This is a genomic window from Streptomyces sp. NPDC049541 (assembly GCF_044465725.1).
Taxonomy (GTDB): Bacteria; Actinomycetota; Actinomycetes; order Streptomycetales; family Streptomycetaceae; genus Streptomyces.
This window is the reverse complement of sequence record NZ_JBITLY010000002.1, coordinates 832,331-856,740: the sequence shown is the minus strand read 5'-3', so window position 1 is coordinate 856,740 and position 24,410 is coordinate 832,331. Positions and strand designations below refer to the sequence as shown.

Below are 24,410 nucleotides of genomic sequence, written 5' to 3'. Positions count from 1 at the left end.
CGCCCAGCCGCGGGCACACTTGCCGTATGGACAAGCAGGAGCTCGGAGCGTTTCTCCGCAGCCGCCGCGAGCGGCTCAAGCCGCAGGATGTGGGCCTTCCCGCCGGGCCGCGACGCCGGACACCGGGGCTGCGCCGCGAGGAGGCCGCGGTTCTCGCCCACATCTCGACCGAGTACTACGTCCGGCTCGAGCAGGGCAGGGCGCCCAGGCCCTCCGCCGAGGTCCTCGGCGGGATCGCGGGCGCGCTGCGCCTCACCGACGCCGAGACCGACCATCTTCACGTCCTCGCGGGGACCGCGCCGACCCGTACCCGGCTGCACCGGCGCGACGTCCGGCCGAGCATCCTCGCGCTGCTCGAGCGGCTGCCGCAGACGGCGGCCTTCGTGATCTCCGCCGCGTTCGAGGTGCTCGCGTGGAACGACCTCGCGGCCGCGCTCATGGAGGACTTCGCACCACTCTCCGTACAGGACCGCAATCTCGCACGCCGGGCTTTCCTCGGGCCGACGTCCGTCGATGCACCCCTGTACGGGATCTCCGACGCCGCCGAGTTCCGCCACCACGTGGTCATGCAGCTCCGCACCACCCTCGCCCGCTATCCGGCGGATCCCGCAGTGACCGGCCTCGTCGACGAACTCCGCGCCGGCAGCCCCGACTTCGCCCGGCTCTGGGAACGGCACGACGTGCATGCCGCGCCGACGCTCACCAAGACCTTCCGCCACCCGGCCGTCGGCGAGGTCACCGTCGACTGCGACGTGCTCGCCCTCACCGACCGCGACCAGCACCTCGTGCTCTACAGTGCGCCACCGGGTTCCCCCGGCGCCGACGCTCTGACCCTGCTGAACGTCCTTGGCTCCGAGGCGAGCGACTACCGGCGCTAGCGTCGCGATCGACGACCGCCGGGGCGCCAACGCGTCGCTCGCACCCGGTCGTTGAGGACGTTAATCGGTTTGCCGCCCGCCGGGCCGGTCGGATAGGAAGCATGCGTGCTTAGAGGCAACAAGATCGGGCTCAGGGCCCGGCACGAGGACGACATCCCGATACTCCGAACCGAGCTCTACGACGACGTGGTCAACTCCTCGCGGGCCGAGGCCGGGCCGTGGCGGCCGATCGCGCCCGGCTCGAAGGACCCGCGGCTGGTTGTGGACGACACCAAGGAGGGGAGCGTCACGTTCTCCGTGGTGGCGCTGGAGGGCGACACCCTGGTCGGCACCGCGACGCTGTGGGGCATCGACAACCACAACCGGTCCGCGCACATCGGGCTGGGCCTGCGGCCGTCCTGCCGCGGCAAGGGCTACGGCACCGATGTGGTCGCGGTGCTGTGCCACTACGGTTTCGTCGTGCTCGGCCTGCAGCGGCTGCAGATCGAGACGCTGTCGGACAACGCCGCGATGCTGCGCTCCGCCGAGCGCAACGGCTTCGTCCGCGAGGGTGTCCTGCGCTCCTCGGCCTGGGTGCTGGGCGAGTTCCTGGACGAGGTGCTGCTCGGGCTCCTCGTCAAGGACTGGAAGCCCGGCGTCACGAGCTAGCTAGACCGCGGGGGCGAGGACGCAGAACTCGTGGCCCTCCGGGTCGGTCAGGCACGTCCAGGGCACGTCGCCCTGGCCGACGTCGAGGTCGGTGGCGCCGAGGGCGCGCAGCCGGCCCACCTCCGCTGCCCTGTCGTCACCGGGGTGGGGCAGCAGGTCGAGATGGACGCGGTCCGGCACGGTTTTCGCGTCGGGCGTGCGGAGGAACTCGAGATACGGGCCGACACCCTGGGCGGAGCGCAGCGACGCATGATCGTCGCTCACCTCGTGCAGGGTCCAGTCCACCGCCTCGTCCCAGAACCGGGCCATGGCCCGCGGATCCGCGCAGTCGACCACCACCGCGGCGATCGGCCCGGTGTCGCGGTAGATCTCCCGGGGCTCCAGCACGCAGAACTCGTTGCCTTCGGGGTCTGCGAGGACCGTCCACGGCACCTGGCCCTGACCCACGTCGGCGGGCGTCGCGCCGAGGGCCTCGAGGCGCGCGATCAGCTCCGCCTGGTGGGCCGCGGAGGTGGTGGCCAGGTCGAGGTGTACACGGTTCTTCGCCGTGGTCTTCGCTTCCGGTACGGGAACGACGTCGATGCCGAGCACGGTCGGGTGCGGCCAGACAAGACCGCCGGCGGGCCCGACGTAGGTGGTCACGCCGGGGCTGTAGGCATGCCAGTCGAGCGCCTCCGACCAGAACCGGCCGACCGCCGGGGCGTCGACCGCCTTGATGTTCACCTGTACAGGTCGCAGTGCCATGCCGACGATCTTAGGGAGCCGTTGCCTCCTCAGGAGAACCGTCCACTCGCCAGAAAAAACCTGGACGGCGATGTCGAGAACCCGCGTCCGGCTCCGTCCCCGGGGTGAACGCGACCACAATGGGCCGCACCACACCGAGGAGAACCACGATGGCCAAGTACCTGCTGCTCAAGCACTACCGGGGCGCCCCGGCTGCGGTCAACGACGTGCCGATGGAGCAGTGGACGCCGGAGGAGATCTCGGCCCATGTGCAGTACATGCGCGACTTCGCGGCCCGGCTGGAGGAGACCGGCGAGTTCGTCGACAGCCAGGCGCTCGCCCCCGAGGGGACCTTCGTCCGGTACGACGGCGAGGGGCGCCCTCCGGTCACCGACGGCCCGTTCGCCGAGACCAAGGACCTCATCGCCGGCTGGATGATCATCGACGTCGACAGCCACGAGCGCGCCGTCGAGCTGGCCGGGGAACTGTCGGCGGCCCCGGGTGCGGGCGGCAAACCGATCCATGAGTGGCTGGAACTGCGCCCGTTCCTGGGCGCGCAGCCCACCACCACGGAGTGCACCTTCAAGTGACTCAGATCGACGAGGCCCTGCTCAGGGACCTCACGCCGAGTGTGCTCGCCGTCCTCGTCCGCCGCGGAGCCGACTTCGCCGCGGCCGAGGACGCCGTGCAGGACGCGCTCGTCGAGGCACTCCGCGTCTGGCCGGCCGACCCTCCACGGGACGCGAAGGGCTGGCTGGTGACCGTGGCCTGGCGGAAGTTCCTCGACGCGCGGCGGGCGGATGTCGCCCGCCGTCGGCGCGAGGACCGCCTCGAGGAGGAGCCGGCGTCCGGGCCCGCGTCGGCGGTGGACGACACGCTGCAGCTGTACTTCCTGTGCGCCCACCCGTCGCTGACGCCGTCGTCGGCGGTCGCGCTCACGCTGCGCGCCGTCGGCGGCCTCACCACCCGCCAGATCGCCCGGGCCTGTCTGGTGCCCGAGGCGACCATGGCGCAGCGCATCAGCCGGGCCAAGCGCACCGTCTCCGGCGTGCGGTTCGACCAGCCCGGCGACGTCGCCACCGTGCTGCGCGTGCTGTACCTGGTCTTCAACGAGGGCTACTCGGGCGACGTCGACCTCGCCGCCGAGGCCATCCGGCTCACCCGCCGGCTCGCGGCCGGCTTCGACCACCCCGAGGTGGCCGGGCTGCTCGCGCTCATGCTGCTCCACCACGCCCGGCGCGCCGCCCGGACCGCGGCCGACGGCAGCCTGGTGGCGCTCGCCGAGCAGGACCGCACCCGGTGGGACACGAAGCTGATCGCCGAGGGGGTCGAGATCCTGCAGGCCGCCCTGGCCCGCGACCGGCTGGGCGAGTTCCAGGCCCAGGCCGCCATCGCGGCACTCCATGCCGACGCACCCACCGCCGAGGAGACCGACTGGGTGCAGATCGTCGAGTGGTACGACGAGCTCGCGCGCCTGACCGAGAGCCCCGTCGTCCGCCTCAACCGGGCGGTCGCCGTCGGCGAGGCCGACGGACCGCGCGCCGGTCTGGCGGCGCTGGCGGCCCTGAACGACGACTCGCTGCCCCGCCACACCGCCGTGGCGGCGTACCTGCACGAACGTGACGGCGATCTGGCGACGGCGGCGCGGCTGTACGCCGAGGCGGCCCACAAGGCACCCAACCTGGCCGAACGCGACTACCTCACCCGCCAGGCGGCCCGGCTCAACACCCGCCGCAGCCCCTGACGAGCGGCATTTCCCGGAACGGGTGCCTACCCGCCTTCCGGGCGGTACGGGCAGCCCGGTTCGGTCGCCGGTGCGCCGACGCCGGCACGTGCTGGGGACACGGTGCCCGTCCTGCGCTCGCGGGGACGCAGCCGCACCAGCACGTCCCGCAGGGGGCGAAGGGAGATCACCGGGGAGCCGTACCCAAGCGAGTCACCCGGAACGAGGTTGAGCCGGAACCGCTGGTTGATCATCGCCACGATGATCCGCAGTTCGAGCAGCGCCATGTTGTTGCCGACGCACTGCCGAGGGCCCGCTCCGAAGGGCAGGTACGCCATGCGGGGCCGCTCCCGTACGGCCTGCGGGGTGAAGCGGTACGGGTCGAAGGCCACCGGGTTGTCCCAGTGGCGCGGGTTGTGGTGCGAGGCCAGGGGCGAGAGCAGGATCGACGACCCGGCCTCGATGCCGTAGCCGCCGAGGGTGTCGGGGCCGACGGCGGCCCGCGGGAAGATCCAGATGGGCGGATACATCCGCAGACTCTCGTCCACCACCATCCGCGTGTACGTCAGCTCGGCCGCCCTGTCGGCGTCGGGAGCCGCACCGCTCAGCACGGCGTTGATCTCCTCGTCCAACTCGGCCTGCACATGCGGGTGGTTGGCGATGGACAGCAGGGTCCAGCACAGGGAGACGGCAGTGGTCTCGTGGCCCGCCAGATAGATGGTGAGCAGTTCGTCGCGCAGTTGCCGGTCTGTCCACGGCTCGCCGGTCGCCGGGTCCTCGGCCTGCTCCATCAGGGCGATCAGCGGGCCCTCCCCGGTCCGCGCGTGGTTCTCACGGACGTCCGCGACCACCTTGTCGAAGACCCGGTGGATGTGGTCGATCTTGCGTTTACGGGCCGTGGGCAGCCAGGACGGCAGCATTTCGGACGGTGTTCCCCGCCGGAACATGACCTCCACGACGTCGTCGACGATCCGCTTCAACACGGCCGACGCGGGCTTGATGTCATAGGCGAACAGCGAGCGGCTGAGCGTGACCAGGGTGAGCCGCAGCATCTCCGTCATGAGGTCCACGGGCTCGTCCCGGGCGGCCTTCGCCTCCCATTCGTCGAGCATCTCCTCGGTGGCGGCAACGATGTTGGGCACGATGTCGGTGACCGCGCTCTTGAGGAACACCGGCTGCACGGCCCGGCGGTGTCCACGCCAGAAGTCGCCGTCCGAGGTGAGCAGGCCCTTGCCCATGACCACGCCGAACTGCTCGTAGAGCGGTCCGCGCACGTAGTTGGCGTTGTTCTCCACCAGCACCCTGCGCACCGCCTCGGGGTCGGTGACCTGATGGACGGTCATCGGCCCCAGCCGTATGCGGACCATCTCGCCGTAGTCGCGCTGGAGACCGAGCAGGAACTCGGCGGTGTTGCGGCGCCAGGGACCGAGGCTGCCCAGAAGGGGGACGCCCTTGGGGCCGGGGGCGGTGCGCGGGGCTTTGGTGGATGTGGGCGTGGTCGCGGAGGTGGTGGTCATCTCGGGTCCTTACCTGGTGAGGCTGCGCGGCTGGGCCGTTCGGTGCGGTACCGGGAAGGCGCGCCGCACGAAGAGGTGGTCGAAGACAGCGTCGGGGGCCAGCCGTCGCAGCGCGATGGTGCTTCGGGCGAGGAAGCCGACGGTGTAGCGGGCGCGCGGGCGCCGCTTGTGGACGGCGCGTTCCACCACGCGGGCCACGTCGTCGGCGTGGACGGTGAAGGTGCCGGCCAGGGTGCGGCGGCTGCCCGTGTAGATCGCCTCGAAGTATTCGGCGGTGCGCTCGCGTAACTCGTCGTAGACCTCGCCCGCGGACGGGAGGTTGTCGACGTACGTGGAGCCGAAGTTGGTGGTGCGCACCGGGCCCGGCTCGATGACGACGACCCTGATGCCGAAGCCGGCCGTCTCCAGCCGCAGCGCGTCGCTGAGGGCCTCGACGGCGTGCTTGGACGCCTGGTAGAAGCCGCCGCCCGGGACCGCGTAACGGCCGAAGATCGACGATATGTTGACGACGGTTCCGGTGCCGGCGGCCCGCATGCCGGGCAGCACCAGCTGGCTGAGGCGGGCCAGTCCGAAGACGTTGGTTTCGAACTGCTGCCGCATCCGGTCGGGTTCGATCTCCTCCACGGCTCCGGAGGCGGCGAAACCGGCGCTGTTCACGAGGGTGCCGACCGCTCCGTGCTCCGCTTCGACCGCGCCGACGGCCGCGCGCATGCTGTCCTCGTCGGTGACGTCCAGCCGCAGCGTGCGGATGCCCTCCGCGGCGAGTGGGGCGAGTGTTTTCGGCCTGCGCGCGGTGGCGTACACGAGCATTCCGCTGCGGTGCATGCGCAGCGCGCAGGCCCGGCCTATGCCGGACGAACAGCCCGTGATCAGCACGGGATTCGGTCGGTTGTTCACGATCTACCTCTTCACGGTTTAGGGCGTGCCGTTAAGGAAAGGTGCCGGGCATGTATCACCGGATCGTGGCCGCGAAGCTACGCAAAGCGTTCTCCGACATCAACTCCGGAAACTGGCAGTCCATGGTGGACACACTCGCACCGGAATTCACCTACGTCTTCTACGGGGAGCATGCGCTCTCGGGTGAGCGTCATACCGTCGAATCCATGAGCCTGTGGTGGCAGCGGGTCTTCCGGCTCATTCCCGAGGCCGAATTCGAACCGCAGGAAATCATCATTTCCGGCGGCCCGTGGCTGACCAAAGTGGCCACCAGGGTACGGATCGGCGGCCCGCTGCCGGACGGCACCCGCTACGACAACGTCATGACCCAGTTCATGTATCTCAAGTGGGGGCGCATCACCGAGATCCACACCCTGGAGGACACCGTCGTCCTGCAGCGGGCGCTCGACCGGATCGCCGCCTCGGGGAACGCCGAAGCCCATGCCGAGCCCATCACGGACAAGCGCTGACCCCTCGACCGGCACCGGCACCCGCGGGGTGCCAGTGCCGGCGCACGCTCAGCCGAAGGCGCCCAACTGCTTCGCGAGGTCGAAGGCGTCAAGGGAGAACCAGCTCTCCACGATCACCCCGTCACGGAACTCGTCGATGACGATCCCGGGGACGGCGAACTCCCGCCCGACGGCCGGAATCCCCTCGTAGGGATCGCCCGTGTGCGTGCCCCGCGCGGTGAAACGGCTGACGACCTTGTCGCCCTCCAGGATCCAGTCGTCCACCGTGACGTGCAGGTCGGGGAAGGAGGCGCGCTGGATCCGCACCCATTCCTTGAGGTGTTCCACGCCCTCTTCGCCGTTCGGGGCCGTCCCGTGGCTGATGTGGTCCTCGGCGGCACCCTCATGGATGACGTCGAGATTCCCCTTGTTGAGGCATTCCTCGTAGTAGCGCTCCAGAACTGCCTTGTTCCTCGAGGTGTTCGGCATTTCTCCACTCCCATTCCCTGATGGATCGGTTCGTCAATCGCCCGCGAACGGGCCCTCGAATCCCGTCATCGTCATGACGCGGGCACCGGAGGCCGCGCTCGTGACTTTCCAGGTGCCGAGTGCGGGATCTCCTTCGATGACGGAATTTCCGTTTTCCTCGGCGTGGACGGTGATGCGTCCGACGGTCAGCGGGTCGACCGCGACCGAGATCCCCGCGCCCTGTCTCGCGCACAGCCGCACCACGTTCTCCAGCACGGACATGGCCAGGGCGGTGCGGGGGACGGCCGCTGTCGCCCACAGGTCGTTGGGCGCGCAGGGGCGTACCTCGCCGATCCAGCGGCCCTCCTCGGTACGGGTCCACCGCGCGCGGGGCAGGACCGAGCAACGCCAGCTCAGCAACTCGGGCCCCGAGCGCCAGGTCGTCATCCGGGTGAGCCCGCTGCGCGGCGGGGCGGGTGAGCGGGTGTCCCCCGGCGCGTACACGAGGCGCGCCCTTGCCTCCGGGCCCGCGCCACCGGGGCGCCGGAAGCGGGCCTCGACCGTCCAGGACCGTCCGTCGTGAACGCCTCGAAGCTCCCGCTCCCAGACCGTGACAGGGCCGTCGAGCGGCAACAGGTCCAGAGGGACGACGACGTCCTCCAGGCAGTCCAGGCTCAGCTCAGGGAAGTCCCCGGGCACGACCCACTCCGCACCCCGGAGGGCGTTCTCCAGCAGCAGGCTCACCGGGACCGCCTCGGCGCCGTCCACCAGGAAGTCCGTCAGCACCGGGGTGGTCTCCCGGTCGAAGCGGACTCTCGACACCAGCCGGGCGTGCGGCTCGTAGGAGGTCACCTCGCCGAGGTGGTGGATCTTCGGGTACACCTCGGCGTATCCGGGCAGGTCGGGCACGACCGGGTAACCGGTGGCCTGGCCGGGGTCGACGGCGTCGCCGAGCGGTCCCACGAAGGTGACCTCACCGGCGGAGCCCGCCAGCAGCTCGGCCTGCCACTTGGCGAGTCCGTCCGCGACGCCGAGCGGTGCCATGTAGCGCCGCGTCGCCGAGAAGTTCGCGATGAGGCCGATGCGGTCCCAGGTCGGCCAGGCGAGCGTCATCACCGGGTAGTCGGCCCGGCGGTCCGCCCACCGGCCCAGCCGGGCGAGCGCCTCGTTCGCGGCGGCGTACTCCAGCTGGCCGACCATGCCGCCCAGCCGTCCGGTGAGCGAGCCCACGTTGCAGAAGAACTTCAGCCTGCTGTCGGCCAGTTCGCCGAAGAGATGGACGAAGCTGTCGATCTTCGTCGCCACCGTTCGCAGGATGTCGTCGTCCGTCTTCTTGGGCAGCCGGGCCGCGGTGTCCACGCCCGCGTTGTGCACGACGCCGGTCAGCGCGTCGCCCTCCCGCGCCAGCAGAGCACGCACCTGCTCCAGGTCGGTGAAATCGCACGGGACGTACTCGATGCGCAGTCCGCGCGCCCGCGCGCCGGTGATGTTGCCCGCCAGCTCCCACAGGCGGCGGACGCGGGCGATGTCTCGGCGGATCTCGGGCAGCGGGCGCCCACCGCGGCTGCCGGACCACAACTCCCGCTCATACGCCCTGAGTCCGTCCGCGTCCGCGCCGAACCACGGTTCGTCCGCGGAGGGGAAGGGCTCCCGGCCGGTCACGACGACCCGCGCACCGTGCCGCTCGGCGAGTGTGCGGGCGAGCTCCCAGCCGATGCCCCGCCCGCCTCCCGAGACCAGGACGCAGTCCTCGGGGCCCAGGCTCACGGTGGGGGGACCGACCGGGGCCGCGACGGGAGAGAGGGTGAGGCGCCGTCCGTCGCGGTGACCGACCTCGATCTCCCCGGTCCGGCCCAGCTCGCTCACGACGACGTCGGGCAGGTCCTTTGCCGCCGAGAGAGCGGTGTCCACGACGCGTGCGTTGCAGTTGGGGAACTCCCGGTGCAGGGTCTTGGCGAGCCCCGCCCAGATGCCGCCCAGCGGTTGGGCCAGGTCGTCGTCCGGATGCTGCCCCATCCCGCCGCCGAGCTGGGTCACGGCCAGATAGAACAGACGTTGCGCGGAGGTCTCCGCGGCCCAGTTCTCGTACTGCTCGCGCAGCGCGGTCACGGTCCGCAGCAGCGGCTCGCGCCACACGCCCGTCAGGTCCGCGGTGCCGTGCGCGGGTGTCCCGCCGTCCAGGGTGAGGTCGACGATGGCGTCCACCGGGCCGTCGTCGGGGGCGGTCGCGGGTGTGCGGCGCCGCACGCGTGCCCCGTGTGCGGTCAGTGCCCGCTCGACGCGCTCGGCACTCTCGTCCTCGCCGGCGAGCAGCAGGACCCGCATCCCGGCCGGCCGCGAGGTGTCCGGGGTGAGCGGTGGCAGCGCGGCGGGCCGCCACACCATCCGGGTCGTCGGCTGCACCGCCGGGTCCTCCGCGGTGGCGGCGGGCACGCCGGTATGCGGCGATTCCCGCGAGGTCGTCAGCATGTTTCACGTTCCTTCCTGGTCACGCGGATCACGTCGGTCGCGTCGGTCGGACCCCGTCGGCGGACACGGCCTCGCCCGTGTGCGCGTCGACGTAGCCGATCAGCGCCGCCCGGAGGTCCTTCATCTGGAGGACCATCCGGCCGTCGGAACGGGCGGCGACGAACCGGTTGTCCACCCGGTCCGCGGACAGGCCGAACCCGCGGGGCGTGGCGTACAGGTCGATGGGGCCCGGCTCGGTGGACAGGCTGTGGTCGTTCGTCTCCTCGTAGAGGTCGATACGGCGGATCGACAGGGGTGCGGCGACCGGCACCAGCCGGCCGTCCACCAGGTCCAGCACCCCGACCCGAGCCAGTCCGTCCAGCAGCACGCACGGCACGGTGAACCGCGGCCACACCGGGTCGTCGGAGGGAAGTGAGAGGGAGTACCGTCCCCGCTTGCCCAGGGGGTGGACGGCAGTGCCGGTCGTCGAGACGAACGGGCCGCTCAGCCGGACCGGCGAGCCCGGCTGGTGGTACGGATCGGGGACGGGAGTGTCGTCCGCGCTGTCCCACGGCTCCCAGCGCGGGGCGGGGGCGAACGTGTCCGCGAGGACCACCCGGGCAGCGAAGTGCGGCCTGTTCTCGACCAGGACGACACCGCCCGGCGACACCACGTCCTCGGAGACGAGGACCTGGACGACGGTGGTGTCCCCTTCGTCCTCGACGATCTCCGCCGTGATGCGCTTCGGCGCCGTCGGGACCTCGCGGTACACCCGCAGGAAGTGATCGAACCTCAGGTCCTCGAAGGCGATCACGGACCGGCCGGGCACCAGATGGCGGGCCGCCTCCGCCGCGAGTTCGGTGACGAAGGTGCCGGGCAGCGTCGGTTCGCCGCGCACGGTGTGGTGTTCCAGATAGCCGTCGGTGCGCAGGTCGAAGGGACAGGCGAACTCGGCGGAGCGGTCGTCCGCGGACACCAGGCGGCGCAGGAAGAAGCCGGGAGGCATCGGCGTCGCGGCCGGGGGCTCCGGCGTGTCCTCGGCCTTCAGATAGCCGGGGTAGAACTTCTCCACCGTGGCCTCTTCCGCGTCGCCCAGGTGTACGACGGAAGGCCGTCGGACGGGGGCGTGCAGCTCCTGCACGAAGTGGTGGACGCCCTCGGGCACCGGCATGCTGCTGTAGGAGCCGGCCCGTTCGTAGTACGCCTTCGTCAGCTCGCCCGCGCCCATGCCGACACTCCCCCACAGCGTCCACCCGATGGTGACCTCCGGATGGCCAAAGGTGGCCGCCGCGTGGGTCGCGGCGCTGCTCAGGAAGTCGTTGGCGGCGGCGTAGTCCGCTTCGCCGAGCTGCCCGAAGTGGCCGAGCAGGGAACCGAAGTTGCACCACAGACGCGGCGGGGCGTCGCGCAGCGCGTACTTCAGGTTCAGATACGACTGCACCTTCAGGTCCCGGATGGCGGTGAACTCCGCGAAGTCCTTGTCCTTGATGAGTGCCGAGCGCTGGAGCCCCGCGGCGTTGATGAGCAGGTCGATCCGGCCGTGCTCCCGCAGAACCTCGCCGAGGGCCTTCTCCACCTCGGCGCCGTCGCGCATGTCGCAGGTGCGGTAGGTGACCCGGTCGGCGCCGCTCGCGGCCGCCATCTCCTCCAGGTTGCGCCGGGACTCACGCGCGTTGAGCATCCGGTCGAAGTCCTTGGTGATGCTCGCGACGTTCCGGCCGCCGCCCTTGGCGAGTTCGGCGGAGATGTACGCGGCCCGCCCCGCGGCGAACTCCTCGTCGGTACCGGCGAAGACGGAGGGCGGATGGGCGTCGAGGTCGTTGCTGCCGAACACGTGGATGCGTGAACCGAACTCCCTGGCGAGGGACTTGACCACCTCCGCGGTGATCCCCCGGGTGCCGCCGGCCACGACGATCACGGAGTCCCGGTCCAGTGCGACGGGCGTGTCCTCGTCCAGCGTGACCGGCTCGTCCCGCAGCCGCCAGGTGCCGCGCACCCCGTCGTTCTCGACGACCACGGGGAAGTCGCGGGCCGCACCGCTCTCCGCCTCGACGCCGCGTACCGCCGCCGCCACGTCGGTGCCGGAGGTGAGGTACGCGAGGCTGCCGCCTTCGGACAGTTCCAGGCCGGCGGTCTTGAGGAGGCCGGTGAAGAGACCGGAGAAGGGGTGCGGTGTGCCGTCCTGTACGGCGCCCAGCAGGAGCATCGTCACGGCCGAACCGGGCCGGGCAAGATCGTCGTAGGCGGACTGCAGCGCCAGGTACGCGGCGTCGTGCAGGACGAGCAGAGGCGGGGTGCCGTCCGCGGCCGGGGCCTGGTCCGGCGGCACGGCGCGGCTGAGATCACTCAGGATCCGCAGCCGGGTGATCGGCCCGACGGTGCCCGAGAGTGCCTCGCGCACGGCCTCGGGGGTGACCCGCGGCAGGTGGTGCCAGCCGGGACGGGGTGGGTCGAGCGGGGCGGTGGACAGCACCGTGAGCGCGGAGTCCGGGCCTGCCGCCCGGGCCACCAGGTCCGGAGCGTCGGTGACGACCACGGCGCCGTCCGGCAGGAACGGGACCGGCGCACGGGCCGGGCGGGGCGGGGCGGCTTCCCACACCGGGACCCGGCGCCGGACCCGCAGGGGCTCGCCGGCTTCGGTGTGGGTGGTCGAAAGGAAGCCGTCGCGAAGGGTTTCGGGGGTCGCGGTGGTGCGGCCGCCGGGGATGGTCAGCCTGAGCCTGGGCCCGGTGGCGCTTGCGTCCCGCGCGCTGGAGACGGTCACGGTCCCCGCGGGGCCGTGCAGGGCCCTCAGGACGGCCAGGCCTCCGGCCGCGCCCAGGTAGCGGGCGTTCTCGGGGGGGCCGGCCTCGCACACGACCGCCTCGTGCTCAGTCGCTTCGTCCAGCGTCTCGTCGACGTAGGCCAGGACCGGCAGGCCCGCGCTCCGGGCTCGTTCCTCGGTGGTCAGCGCGAACAGGAAGGCCCCCTCGGCGAGTTGCTCCTCCTGCTCCGGCAGCAGGTCGCCGATGAGGGACCGGTACTCCGGGAGGCTGTTGCCGTTGATCCCGCCGGCCAGCGCGAAGTCCAGCTCCCCGGTCCGCAGATACCGGCCGGCCAGGGTGATCGAGGACAGAGCGGAGGCGAAGCCCGAGTCCAGCGTCATGTTGGAGCCGTTGAGGTCGAAGTAGTTCGCCACCCGGGCGGAGATGATGTTGGGCATCTGACCGGGGAACGAGTCCTCGTTGGACTCCGGGATCATGGACCGCACCTGTTCCCGCAGCCGGTCGAGGACCCCGGGCACCTCGGCGGATCCGGCGAGGGGTGACGCGCCGAGTGCCTCGCCGATGTCGTCCAGGTAGCACCGGTCGGCGTACAGCATCGCGGCCCTGGTCGGCCCCATGTGCCCCACGAACACCCCGGTCTTCGGGGCCTGCTCGTTCCAGAAGTCCGGCATCCGGTCCCGGAGTTCGTGGGCGCATTCGAGAATCATCAGCTGGCACCGGTCCAGGGCGCGGATCGTCTTGGGAGGCAGCCGGACCCTGTTGAACGGCGGCACCGGGTAGTCCGCTCCGAAGCTGTCCAGCGGCGGTCGGCCGCCCTGCAGCCACCTGCTCACGTCCTCACGCCCGTCCAGTCCCGGCACATGGGCCGACCAGCCGACGAGGGCCACCCGGCTGTCGGTGGCGGGCGCCTTCGTGGCCGGGGTCCGCGCCTCGGCCGCCTCGGCGCGCGGACGGTTCTCGGAGACGATGAGATGCGCGTTCGTACCTCCGAAGCCGAAGCCCGACACCGCCGCCAGCCGGGGGCGCTGCCCGTCCGCGGGCCATGGCCTCGGCTCCGCGCTGACCTCCAGCCGCGTGTCCGCGAGGCGGAAGTCGGCACGCGGGGTGTCCAGGCGGAACTGGCCGGGGATGGTGTGCTGCTCCAGGCCCTTGAGGCTCTCGATGAGCGAGACGACACCGGCGGCCCAACCGGTGTGTCCCAGCAGCGACTTGTTGGAGGTGACGGCCGTCGGAGCGGAGGTGCCGAAGTGCTCCCGCAGCGTGGTGAACTCCTCCAGGTCGCCAGCGGGCGTACCGGTCGCGTGCGCGTTGATCCACTGCACGTCGGCGCTGTCGACCTCACCGCCCTCCAGGGCCCGCCGCACCGCCAGGCTCTGTCCCTGCGCGTTGGGTGCGTAGATGGCCTTGCCCTTGCCGTCGGAGGACGAGCCGAAGGCCCGCAGCACCCCGAGCACCCGGTCGCCGTCCTGCTGGGCCCTGCGCAGCCGCTTGAGTACGACGAGGGCGGCGCCGTCCGCGAAGATCACGCCGTCGGCGCTCTCGTCGAGGGCGTGCACCGTGCCGCGCTTCGACAGTCCCTGGAGCTTCGAGAACAGGACGGTGCCGCGCGGCGCGAGGGCGAAGGCGCCACCGCACACGGCGATGTCCTGCTTGCCCATCAGCAGGCCCTTGGCCGCGATGTCGACGGCGTACAGCGAGGAGGAGCAGGCGGTGTCCACCATGTGGAGTTCGGTGGAGGGCGGAAGGACGCCGTCCATGGCCACTTCGCCGACCCGGTGGGGCAGGAAGCGCGAAGGCGAGCAGGCGCCGCGCCGGTACCGTTCGGTCAGGGCCTGGCCGATGCCCTCGCGGAGCGTGTCCCGCTGCTCGTCCGGGACCTGCAGATCGTCGACGATGCCGTGCGTCAGCCGGTGCGCGCTCGCAAGGACGCCCGCCTCTTCGAGATGCTGGCTGCCGTCCGGGGTGTAGCCGACCACGAAGGAGCACCGGTCGGTGTCGCGGCGGGTGACGCCGTCGAGCGCCTGCACCAGGCTGTGGCGCAGCCACTTGGTGGTGAGCTCCGCCTCTTCCGCGCCGCCCGGTATGCCTTCGAGGGCCCCTTCGGCGGCGGCGAAGTCCGTGATGAACACGCACTGCTCGGCGTACGCCTTGTCCTCGGCGGCCAGGTCGGCGGAGTGGAAGCTGTCGTGCTGCCAGCGCTCGCGGGGGACCTTGACGAAGAGCTCGTCGCCTGTCGTGCGCAGCTTCCAGAACTCGTCGGGGCTGTTGGCCCCGGCGACGGCCATGCCCATACCGACGACGGCGATGGCGTCGTCGCCGAACTCGACGGGTTCTTCAGTGTCGGCGTCGGGCGCCTCGGCGGCCTCCGCCGGAGGCGAGAGAAGGGCGGCGCCGAGGGTGAGGCCGCCGTCGGCCAGGACGACCTGTCCCGTGATCCACCTGGCGTCGTCGGAGGCGAGGAAGGAGACGAGTGCGGCGAACTCCTCCGGCCTGCCGAGCCGCCCCCACGGGGTGGCCCGCGCGATGACGTCCTGCATCCGCCGGGCATCGGGGAACTTGTCCGCCACCTCACTGCTCAGCATCGCGGCCGAGGCGATGTTGACCCGGATGCCCGAGGGCGCCAGTTCCACCGCGAGATAGCGCGCGGCGGCCTCGGCGGCCGCCTTCGCCGGAGCGCAGGCCGCGTAGTTGGCCATCACCATCTGTGAGCCGCCCAGCGCGGACACGGTGACGATGGAGCCGCCCCCGCCCCGCGCCATCAGCGGTGCCGCTGCCCGTGAACAGCGCAGTCCGCCCTTGTAGTTGGTCTCGATCGCCTTGTCGAGATGGTCGTCGGTGATCTCGTCCGGCGGCACCAGGGCGCCGTTCGCCGCGTTGTTGACGAGGATGTCGAGCCTGCCGTGCAGCCGGTCGACCTCCTGGAACATCCGCTCGACCTGTTCCTGCCGGGCCACCGAGGCCCGTACGAGCTCGACCCGGACCCCCTCGGCGAGGAGTTCGTCGCGGGTCTGCTTGGCCTGCTCGTGCGAGTGGAAGTAGTTGAGGACGATGTCGGCCCCTCGTGCGGCGAGGTCCCGCACGATGGCCTTTCCGATCCCCCTCGACCCGCCGGTTACCAGCGCCACCTTCCCGGTGAGGTCCCTCATCGAAATCCGTGTCCTTCGCGTCCGTCGCGTCCGTGGTGTCCGTGCTGTCGGCCCGGCATCAGCCGGCCGTCGCCGGCTCGGGGTGCCGTTCCAGCTCCGCGATCACGAAGTCGGCGATCGCATCGAGCGTGTTGTAGGGCGCCAGCCGGAAGTCCGCCTCGCGGGGCGGCAGTTCGTAGCGCTGGGAGACCCGGGAGAGCAGCTCGACCTGCTTGACCGAGTCCACGCCGAGCTCGGCCTCCAGCTGGGCTCCGCCCTCGAAGACCTCTTCCGGGTACTCCAGGGCCTGCGCGTACAGGGTCCGCAGCTCGCCCAGGACCTGGTCGCGGTCCAGGGCTGCGTGCGCAGGCGCGGGGCTCGGCGCCGGCGCCGGCTCCTGCTCCCCGCCCTGCTCGCGCTCCTCCTTCGCGAAGGCCTCCGCATCCCTGCGCACGCGCTCGCGTACCTCGTGCCCGTGCGCCTTCCAGTAGGCCTCGAAGAGGTCGGAGGCAACGGTCGGGGCCAGCAGCTCGGCGAGGCCGGGTCCGGTCGTGCCGTCCGGGTCGGCCAGGCCCGCCGCGCGCAGCTCCCGCAGTGTGGCGTCCAGCGCCAGCCGGTCGCCGTCGTCGAGCGCGAGGGTGGGCAGGGAGCGCACGTCGGAGCCCTGGGTCAGCCGGGTCACCAGCTTGGACAGCGCGGCACGTCCGCCGGCCTCCACGAACGTGGAGACACCGTCGCCGTGCAGGGCGCGCACCGCTGCCGCGAAGCGGACCGGCTGGACGAAGTGGTCCGCGAGGCGGCCGGCGAGCGGTTCGCCCGGCTCGTAGTGGCGCTGGAGGATGGGCGAGTACACCGGACGCTGGAGTCGGCGCTGGTCCAACGTGCGTACGTACGCCTCGAACTCGGGGGCCGCGGGTGCCAGGGCCGGGGTGTGGAAGGGGAACGGCGCGTCGATCTCGAGCGCACCGATCTTCAGCTGTGCGGCGATCGCCGTGACCTGGTCCAGCACCCCGTCGGGGCCGCTCACCACGGTCTGCTCGTCGTGGTTCTCGGTGGCGACCGCCAGCAGCGGGTCGTCCAGCAGGCCGAGCAGCAAGCGGACCCGGTCGGCCCCTGCCGACAGGGCCACCATACGTCCGTCGATCCCGTCGTGGCGTTCGATGGCCGCGACGCGCTGCGCGACGATGCGCACGCCGTCCTCGGCCGAGAAGGCTCCGGCGGCCACCAGGGCGGTGATCTCCCCGAGGCTGTGGCCCGCGAGCACGTCCGGCCGTACGCCCTGGTCGGTGAGGATCTCGTGGGCGGCGAGGCCGGCGCCGTAGATGGCCACCTGGGACATCCAGGAGTCGCCCGCGAGCAGCCCTCGCAGGTCGGTCTGTTCGGGTCCGAACAGCACATCGCTGATACGTCGTGAAAAGAGGGCGTCGGTCGCGGAGTCGAGGCGCTCGAACACCCGCTGGACCTGCGGGTACGTCTGCTTCGCCCGCCGTAGGGCGGCGCCGTCGAAGCCGCCCTGGCCGGGGAAGAGGAACGCGGTGCTCGGGCCGGTGGTGGTGTTTTCGGGCATGCTGATGGGTCCCTTGCTGAACGAGGTGGGGTCGGTGAGCGTGGGTGGCCGGCTCGTCGCGGGTGGCTAGAGCACCGGCTGTGGGGAGCCGTCGAGCAGGTACCGGCCCATGGGGCCGAGGTTTCTGGCGATCAGCCGGTCGCCGGCCCGGGAGGCGGGGGCGAAGTGCCGGGGTGCTCCGCGCACCAGCCAGCGCACCATCCGCAGTCTCCAGCCGAGGTCCGGACCGGGCTCCAGATGGTCAAGCAGGGCGTGGATGTTGGCGGCGGAGTAGAACTGTGCGGGGTCCACGATCGTGGCGAACACGCCGACCATGTCCCGGCCGTGGGTGGCGCTGCGGCTCATCGCCCTGATGAACTCGATCTCCTCGGGGCTGTGGTCGGCGATGAGGGCGTGCTCGCAGGTGTAGCGGTAGTGGCCGGTGACCAGGTCGTCCCGTCGGCGCCCGTACCGGGCCAGCGCGGCCGGCAGTCCGGCACCGCGCGGGGACGACAGACCCTCCTCGACGGCTTCCGCGAGGAGTTCGGCGCTGCGCAGCCCGTCGGTGATGCCCGCGGCCGTGATCGGGTCCCGGGTGTATCCGGCGTCCCCGACCAGCGCCCAGCCGGGGCCGTGCGCACTGCGCAGGAAGTTCGGTACGGCGCCGGTCATCCAGCGGCCCGCGCGCTTGGTCTCGCGCAGCGAGGCCGCCCACCCCGGGTCGACGTCCTCGAAGGCCTCGATGACGGTCCGGTCGCGTTCCTCGTCGCTGCTCGCCCGGAAGTCCCGCGTCGGCAGGGCGACGCCCACGATGGTCAGGTCGTCGTGGGTGGGCCAGGTGAAGGTGTGTTTGCGGGCGCGCCGGTGGGTGCGCACCCGGCCGTCGTGGGGCAGTCCTTCCCAGTAGGCCCAGTGGCTCTTGTTGAGGACGGGCCGGGTGGCGTACTTCGTGGCACCCGTGAGCCGGGCGATGGTGGAGTTGGAGCCGTCGGCGCCCACGACGAGGCGGGCGTGTTCGGTCACGGTGGCGCCGTCGCCGGACCGTCCGCGTACGCCGGTCACGGTGCCCGCTTCGTCGGTGCACAGCTCCTGTACCGAGAAGTCCTCGCGGAACTCGGCGCCGGCCTCGAGCGCCGCGTCCAGCAGGATCCGGTCCAGGGTGGCCCGGTCCGGGGAGTACGCCGCGTCGACCTCGTCGACCGCCGGAAGCGGGGCCATCAGCCGGGCCCGGCCGCTCTGCAGGCCGTACTCCCGGATGGGCGGGCAGCCCGTGGCGGTCAGCCGGTCCAGCAGTCCCCAGCGTTTCAGCCGGGCGATGCCCGGCGGGTGCACCAGGTTGGTCGCCGCGGCCTTCCCGCCCGGGCAGACGGCACGGTCGAGAAGGAGGACCCGATGGCCCGCCCTCGACAGAAGCATGGCCGTGGACGCGCCGCTGACGCGCGCGCCGACCACGATGACGTCGTACATGTCAGGTCCCCCAGTGACGTTTCGGTGAGTTGGCATGCCGTGACGCGACGGCTAGCTCCTGGTCTCCTGAAGTGCGTCAGCCGCGCTCGTGTCCTGCCGGCCGACGTGCGCGGGGGTCGCCGGCGCCGCCTGCTGCTGCCTGGAGCGGCGCGGTGCGCACAGCATCGCGAGGACGCCGAGTGCCGCGAAGGCGGATCCGACCCAGGCGGCCGGGACCAGCCCGTCGACGAACCGCTGGGGTGTGGTGTAACCGCCGTACGAGGTGAACACCGAGGTCAGCACCGCGACGCCGAGGACTCCGCCGAGTTCGCGGAAGGTGTTGTTGGCGCCGGATGCGACGCCCTGTTCATGCGGGCTGACCACGTTCATCGCCATCTCGGCGACGGGTGCGAAGAACAGCCCCAGACCGATGCCGCCGAGGACCAGACCGGGGACCTGGTCCGCGTACTCGGTGTGGACGTGCGACACCGAGGCCAGCCAGCCCAGCGCGACGGCCTCGGCCAGCAGTCCCAGGGCCACCACGAGCCGGTTGCCGATCCAGGCGGTCAGGAAGGAGGCGAGGGGGGCGACCACCACGGGCATCGCCGTCCACGCGAGCATCCGCACGCCCGCCTCCAGAGGCGAGAAGCCCTGGATGTTCTGCATGAACTGGGTGAGCAGGAAGACCAGTCCGAACATGGCCGCGAACATCAGCGCACTGGTGACGTTGACGGCGGTGAACGAGCGGTTGCGGAAGAGCCGCATGGGCAGCATCGGCGACGGGGAGCGCAGCTCCCACCAGACGAACGCCGTGAGCACTACCGCTCCGGCGATCAGGGAGCCGAGCACCTTGCCGCTGGTCCAGCCGTCGTCGGTGGTGCTCACCAGTGCGAAGACCACACCGAGCATGCCGAGGCTCACCAGCACGGTGCCGGGCAGATCGAGCCGTGCGCCCGGCTGTTTGCTCTCGGCCAGCCGCCACCCTCCCAGCAGCAGCACGACGACACCGATCGGCACGTTGATCCAGAAGATCCACTCCCAGGAGATCTTCTCCACGACGGCCCCGCCGACCAGCGGTCCGAGCGCGACCGCCAGTCCGCTCAGTGCCCCCCAGACGCCGAGGGCGATGCCCCGCCGCCGCTCGGACACCGCCTCGGTCAGCAGTGTCAGGGTCAGCGGCATGACGACGGCCGCGCCGAGGCCCTGCACGGCCCGGGCGGCGATCAGCTCCCCCGGCGAACCGGAGAGCGCGCAGGCCGCCGACGCGGCGGTGAACACCGTGAGTCCGGCCAGGAACATCCGCCGGCGTCCGAAGCGGTCTCCGGCGGCCGCGCCGAACATCAGGAAGACCGCGAAGGCGAGGGTGTAGGCGTTCACCGTCCATTCCAGGTCCTGGAGATCCGTACCCAGGGACTTCTGGATGGCGGGCAGCGCGGTGATCACCACGAGGTTGTCCAACGCGGCCATGAACACGGCGAGTCCGCTCACGACCAGGGTCCATGAGGCGCTTCCGCGGGTTCCATCGGTTGCATGGGCAGGGGACCGACCGGACATAGAAGATCCTTCGTCGAACGTAGGGTGGACAGGCGCGCTGGGCGGTCCGGGCTAGGCGGAGGCGGACAGGGTGTCCAGCGCGGCGCGCCAGAGGCCGGCCAGCTGCTCCGCTTCGGGGAGCGCGCGGTCGTACAGGAAGCTGATCCGCAGCTGTTCTCCGTGCGAGAGCAGCGTCACGGACAGGGCGTTGCCCGGCAGGAGCACGCCGAGCGGGGTCACGTCGATCGCCGGGGCGCCCCGGAAGGACAGCGCCGTGGGCAGGCTGAAGTTGGAGGCGTACAGCGGGGACGCCTGTGGGCTGAGCAGTCGCCGGACCGTCCACCGCGTCACGGCGGACGGAAGGATCCCCACGAGCGCCCGGCCGGCCGGTCGCAGACCGTGGGCGCGCATCCGCCAGGTGCGCGCCGCGAGTTGGGTGAAGGCGGCGTCGAAGGGGGTGCCGCGGGCCGGCAGTGTGACGACCCCGGTGGTGAGGTGGTTGCCGAGGAGGGCCTCCTCGCCGGGCCGCCGGGTGCTCAGCGGCATCCGCACCGCAACGGGTGTCGTGCGCAGCCGCGACCGCAGGCGTCCCTCGCCTGTGGCGCTCCAGTCGTTGAGCGCCTGCCACAGCGTCATGAGGAACGCGTCGTTCAGGGTGCCTCCGAACCGGCGGCTCAGCTCCCGAAGTTCGTTCCGGGTCGCGCCGGTGCTGCACACGCCGAGGCGTTCGGGGCGGGGCTTCGGTTCTCTGGGCCACGGCCGGGCGGGCACCAGCGCCCGGGCGAGACCGGCGCCGACGCTCAGTGTTCCGCGGACCAGTTCGCGTGCGGAGCCGCTGATGAGCGGCCTCGGTCCCGCCGCGGCACGCCGGCCGTCCGTGGGACCTCCGTCGCCGAACAGAGCGGAGACGACGTGGGCCGCGCCCATGCCGTCCTCGGCACTGTGGTGGACCCGGTAGCAGACCGCGAACTCCCCGTCGGCGTAGCCGTGCACGAGGCGCATCGACCAGGGCGGAGCGTTCGGCGGCAGCGGCTCACGGGCCAGGGCGGTCAGGACCGTGTCCAGGGAGGTCCCCGCCGGGAACTCCTTCTCCTCCAGGTGAGCCGCAGGGTCGAAGACGTCGGCGGGCTCCCGCCGGTGCCGCCCACCGGACGAGGTCAGCCGGTGGGTCAGTCCGGGGAGTCCGGGCAGCCGTTCCGCGAGGTGGTCGTGCAGTTCCTTGAACGGCGGCGGCTTTCCCGCGAACCGCAGGAACTGGCCGTGGACCAGGCCGACTTCGCCTTCCATGGAGAGGAAGACCTCGTCGACGGGATTGAGCCGGTGAGTCATGCGCTCCGCTTCCGTGTCGGTCGCGTCGGTCGCGTTCGTCGCTTCGAGCGGCGTCCTGGGGCCGGTCACGTCGGCGGGTTGCCGTGTTTGCGGGACGGCAGGTCGGCGTGCTTGGCACGTAACGCGCGCAGGGCCTCGACGAGCGTGGAACGGGTCTCGGCCGGGTCGATGACGTCGTCGACGAGCCCGCGTTCCGCGGCGTAGTAGGGATGCATCAGCTCGGCCTTGTACTCGTTGACGAGTCGGGCACGGGTCTCGTCGGGGTCCGCGGCGGCGGCGATCTCCCGGCGGAAGACCACGTTCGCCGCGCCCTGCGCGCCCATCACGGCGATCTCGTTGGCGGGCCAGGCGTAGGTGGCGTCGGCGCCGACGGACTGGGAGTCCATGACGATGTAGGCGCCTCCGTACGCCTTGCGCAGCACCATCGAGATCCTCGGGACCGTCGCATTGCAGTACGCGTAGAGGAGTTTGGCGCCGTGGCGGATGATGCCCCCGTGCTCCTGGTCGACGCCCGGAAGGAAACCGGGCACATCGACGAAAGTCACCAGGGGGATGCTGAAGGCGTCGCAGACGGAGACGAACCGGGCGGCCTTCTCGGCGGCGTGGATGTCCAGCACCCCGGCGAGGCTGGTCGGCTGGCTCGCGACGATGCCGACGGTCTGCCCGTCCAGCCGGGCCAGTCCGCACAGCACGCTGGTGGCCCAGCCCTCGTGGGTCTCCAGCCACTCTCCCTCGTCGACGACCTCCCTGATCACCGCGCGCATGTCGTAGGGGCGGCTGCCGTCGGCGGGTACGAGGTCGACGAGCCCGTCGTTCGTACGCTCCACGGAGTCGTCGCAGGGGTAGGCGGGCGGCAGTTCACGATTGTTGGAGGGCAGCAGCGACAGCAGGTGCCGTACTTCGTCGAGGCATTCCGTCTCGTCGTCGTGGACGAAGCCGGCGACGCCGGAGACCCTGCCGTGGACGTCCGCGCCGCCGAGTTCTTCGTGGGTGATTTCCTCACCCGTCACCGACTGCACCACATCGGGTCCGGTGATGAACATCTGGGCGGTGCCGCGGACCATGAAGACGAAGTCGTTGAGTGCCGGTGAATAGGCGGCGCCGCCCGCGCACGGGCCGAGCATCACCGCGATCTGCGGAATCACTCCGGAGGCCCTGGTATTGCGGCGGAAGATGCCTCCGTATCCGGCGAGCGCGGAGACGCCCTCCTGGATACGGGCGCCCGCGCCGTCGTTGAGGGAGACCAGCGGTGCGCCCGCCGAAACGGCCATGTCCATGATCTTGTGGATCTTGGTGGCGTGGGCCTCGCCGAGCGATCCGCCGAAAATGCGGAAGTCGTGGGCGTACGCGAACACGGTCCGCCCGTGCACTGTGCCCCAGCCGGTGACGACGCCGTCGGTGTGGGGCTTGCGGTGCTCCAGTCCGAACCCGGTGGCCCGGTGCCGCCGAAACCGCTCGACCTCGTGGAAGGACCCGGGGTCGAAGAGGAGATCCAGCCGTTCCCGCGCGGTCAGCTTTCCGCGGGCGTGCTGCTGTTCGGTACCGCGGGAGCCGGGGCCGCGCTCCACGTCGCGTCGGGTGGCGTGCAGGAGGGCGACGCTGTCCCGCATGGTCATTCCTCCGTTTCGGCGGATCTCATGAGATCTCTTCGGGTCGCTTCGGGAGCTCCTTTCGTTTTCGATTATTCGGGGGCCGCTCGGTGCCAAGTCAAGGAAATCCACGACTCTCCCGCAGGGCGAGAAACACCAGGGCGGGCGCGAAATCCCGCGACGCGAGAAGAACAGGATTCCCACGAATAGGAGCAGCCGTCGCGGGTACGGCGAAGTCCCGGCCCAGGCGGATTTCCGGTACGGCCGATTCACGCGGCCGTACCGTTCAATGGGCGTCGGTCAATGGAATGCTCAGTACGAGCCCGGGGCCTCCGCCGACCAGGGCCCGTCCTCGTCCGCAGGAGTGAAGCGCGCGGCGGCCCGCTGCACGGCCCGTACGGCGGGTCCGGGCCATGCCGACATGTCGTGACCGGGCTTCAGCACGGCCACGGAGCCCATGATCAACCCGTCCCACCGGATGGGGGCCGCGCAGCCGACCCAGCCTGCGGCCCACTCCTCGACGTCGGCCGCGAGCCCGTCCCTGCGGACGGACTCCAGGGAGGCCAGCAGCCGCGCGTTGTCGCGGTAGGCGCCCGGCCCCGCCCCGTCCGGGACCGGCTCGGCCAGGACCCGGTCCTGGATGACCTTCGGCAGGAAGGCGAGGATGGCCCGCCCTGCCGCTCCGGTCCGCAGCGACCGGCAGACCTCCATGAACGCCCTGTGTGTGATCCCGAGTTCGGACAGGTCCGACGTGCCGACGGCCATGTCCAGGCACTGTTTCCCGGCCCCTCCGAAGGGCGCCAGGGCGAAGAGGAACGCCAGCCCTCCGTCGGTGGCCGCGTGCAGATCCTCCAGGACGGCGTGCACGACACGCTCGTTGGGCGCGTGCGCGAGGGACTTCAGCCCGAGCCGTGCGGCGCCGGCCCCCAGCCGGTACAGACCGTGCCCCTCGCGGGCGAAGATGCCGTCGTACACGCCCGACTGGAGGATGCGGTGAACGGTGGAGTCGTCAAGGCCGGTCACCTCCGCCAGCTCACCGGGGCCGTGCATCTGCCCTTCGACTTCGGTGAACGCCCGCTGGACCCGGAACACCCGGTCGGCGTGCGCGCTGCCGCCTAATGTGCCGCGCTTGCTCATATCCCTGCTCCCCGTTGAGGCTGTGCCGTCCCGCACCGGGCGGACGGCCGGTCCCTGGTTACCAAGGTAGTGACCCGTCCGGTCGGTCCGTCCACCCGGACCCGACCGTCACGGCTCCACCACAAGCGGGAGCGGGACATCGATGTGGTC

General features: G+C 71.3%; 17 protein-coding genes. 5 read left to right on the top strand and 12 right to left on the bottom strand.

Features of this window, described 5'->3' with window-relative positions; all coding sequences use genetic code 11:
• The first annotated feature begins 26 nt into the window (after positions 1 to 26).
• Positions 27 to 878, top strand: coding sequence for a helix-turn-helix transcriptional regulator (locus tag ACIBW9_RS10990; RefSeq protein ID WP_398953472.1), 852 nt, complete (start codon positions 27 to 29; stop codon positions 876 to 878).
• 105 nt (positions 879 to 983) lie between these two features.
• Positions 984 to 1,526, top strand: a complete 543-nt coding sequence (locus ACIBW9_RS10985) for a GNAT family N-acetyltransferase (protein ID WP_398953470.1) — start codon at positions 984 to 986, stop codon at positions 1,524 to 1,526.
• Here ACIBW9_RS10985 and ACIBW9_RS10980 read toward each other — a convergent pair whose 3' ends face one another.
• Positions 1,527 to 2,270, bottom strand: a complete 744-nt coding sequence (locus tag ACIBW9_RS10980) for a VOC family protein (RefSeq protein ID WP_398953468.1) — start codon at positions 2,268 to 2,270, stop codon at positions 1,527 to 1,529.
• 149 nt (positions 2,271 to 2,419) lie between these two features.
• Here ACIBW9_RS10980 and ACIBW9_RS10975 point away from each other — a divergent pair, with 149 nt between their 5' ends.
• The gene (locus tag ACIBW9_RS10975; protein ID WP_115912020.1) at positions 2,420 to 2,839 is read left to right on the top strand and encodes a YciI family protein; all 420 of its coding nucleotides are present in this window, start codon (positions 2,420 to 2,422) and stop codon (positions 2,837 to 2,839) included.
• Between the two features lie 5 nt (positions 2,840 to 2,844).
• A complete protein-coding gene (locus ACIBW9_RS10970; protein WP_398953984.1) occupies positions 2,845 to 3,993 on the top strand; it encodes an RNA polymerase sigma factor in 1,149 nt (382 codons plus the stop codon).
• Positions 3,994 to 4,019: 26 nt separating this feature from the next.
• Here ACIBW9_RS10970 and ACIBW9_RS10965 read toward each other — a convergent pair whose 3' ends face one another.
• Together ACIBW9_RS10965 and ACIBW9_RS10960 are read right to left on the bottom strand one after the other, a co-directional pair.
• Positions 4,020 to 5,489: a cytochrome P450 gene (locus ACIBW9_RS10965; protein WP_398953465.1), complete on the bottom strand. Its 1,470-nt coding sequence runs from the start codon at positions 5,487 to 5,489 to the stop codon at positions 4,020 to 4,022.
• A gap of 9 nt (positions 5,490 to 5,498) precedes the next feature.
• Positions 5,499 to 6,386 (bottom strand): SDR family NAD(P)-dependent oxidoreductase, encoded by an 888-nt coding sequence (locus ACIBW9_RS10960; protein WP_398953463.1) that lies wholly within the window; start codon positions 6,384 to 6,386, stop codon positions 5,499 to 5,501.
• Between the two features lie 50 nt (positions 6,387 to 6,436).
• Between ACIBW9_RS10960 and ACIBW9_RS10955 the strand changes: the two genes are divergently transcribed.
• Positions 6,437 to 6,895: a nuclear transport factor 2 family protein gene (locus ACIBW9_RS10955; RefSeq protein ID WP_398953461.1), complete on the top strand. Its 459-nt coding sequence runs from the start codon at positions 6,437 to 6,439 to the stop codon at positions 6,893 to 6,895.
• 48 nt (positions 6,896 to 6,943) lie between these two features.
• Here ACIBW9_RS10955 and ACIBW9_RS10950 read toward each other — a convergent pair whose 3' ends face one another.
• From ACIBW9_RS10950 to ACIBW9_RS10910, 9 genes are all read right to left on the bottom strand, one after another.
• Positions 6,944 to 7,363, bottom strand: a complete 420-nt coding sequence (locus ACIBW9_RS10950; RefSeq protein WP_398953460.1) for an ester cyclase — start codon at positions 7,361 to 7,363, stop codon at positions 6,944 to 6,946.
• A 33-nt stretch (positions 7,364 to 7,396) separates the two neighbouring features.
• The gene (locus ACIBW9_RS10945; RefSeq protein WP_398953458.1) at positions 7,397 to 9,811 is read right to left on the bottom strand and encodes a KR domain-containing protein; all 2,415 of its coding nucleotides are present in this window, start codon (positions 9,809 to 9,811) and stop codon (positions 7,397 to 7,399) included.
• A gap of 28 nt (positions 9,812 to 9,839) precedes the next feature.
• Positions 9,840 to 15,701 (bottom strand): SDR family oxidoreductase, encoded by a 5,862-nt coding sequence (locus tag ACIBW9_RS10940; RefSeq protein WP_398953456.1) that lies wholly within the window; start codon positions 15,699 to 15,701, stop codon positions 9,840 to 9,842.
• A gap of 58 nt (positions 15,702 to 15,759) precedes the next feature.
• The gene (locus tag ACIBW9_RS10935) at positions 15,760 to 17,247 is read right to left on the bottom strand and encodes an acyltransferase domain-containing protein (protein WP_398953454.1); all 1,488 of its coding nucleotides are present in this window, start codon (positions 17,245 to 17,247) and stop codon (positions 15,760 to 15,762) included.
• 66 nt (positions 17,248 to 17,313) lie between these two features.
• A complete protein-coding gene (locus ACIBW9_RS10930; RefSeq protein ID WP_398953453.1) occupies positions 17,314 to 18,693 on the bottom strand; it encodes an NAD(P)/FAD-dependent oxidoreductase in 1,380 nt (459 codons plus the stop codon).
• 51 nt (positions 18,694 to 18,744) lie between these two features.
• The gene (locus ACIBW9_RS10925) at positions 18,745 to 20,226 is read right to left on the bottom strand and encodes an MFS transporter (protein WP_398953451.1); all 1,482 of its coding nucleotides are present in this window, start codon (positions 20,224 to 20,226) and stop codon (positions 18,745 to 18,747) included.
• Positions 20,227 to 20,277: 51 nt separating this feature from the next.
• Positions 20,278 to 21,603, bottom strand: a complete 1,326-nt coding sequence (locus ACIBW9_RS10920) for a wax ester/triacylglycerol synthase domain-containing protein (RefSeq protein WP_398953449.1) — start codon at positions 21,601 to 21,603, stop codon at positions 20,278 to 20,280.
• Positions 21,600 to 23,144, bottom strand: coding sequence for an acyl-CoA carboxylase subunit beta (locus ACIBW9_RS10915; RefSeq protein WP_398953447.1), 1,545 nt, complete (start codon positions 23,142 to 23,144; stop codon positions 21,600 to 21,602). The genes ACIBW9_RS10920 and ACIBW9_RS10915 overlap by 4 nt, the downstream gene beginning before the upstream one ends.
• Positions 23,145 to 23,435: 291 nt before the next feature.
• The gene (locus tag ACIBW9_RS10910) at positions 23,436 to 24,260 is read right to left on the bottom strand and encodes an IclR family transcriptional regulator (protein WP_398953445.1); all 825 of its coding nucleotides are present in this window, start codon (positions 24,258 to 24,260) and stop codon (positions 23,436 to 23,438) included.
• Positions 24,261 to 24,410 lie beyond the last annotated feature (150 nt).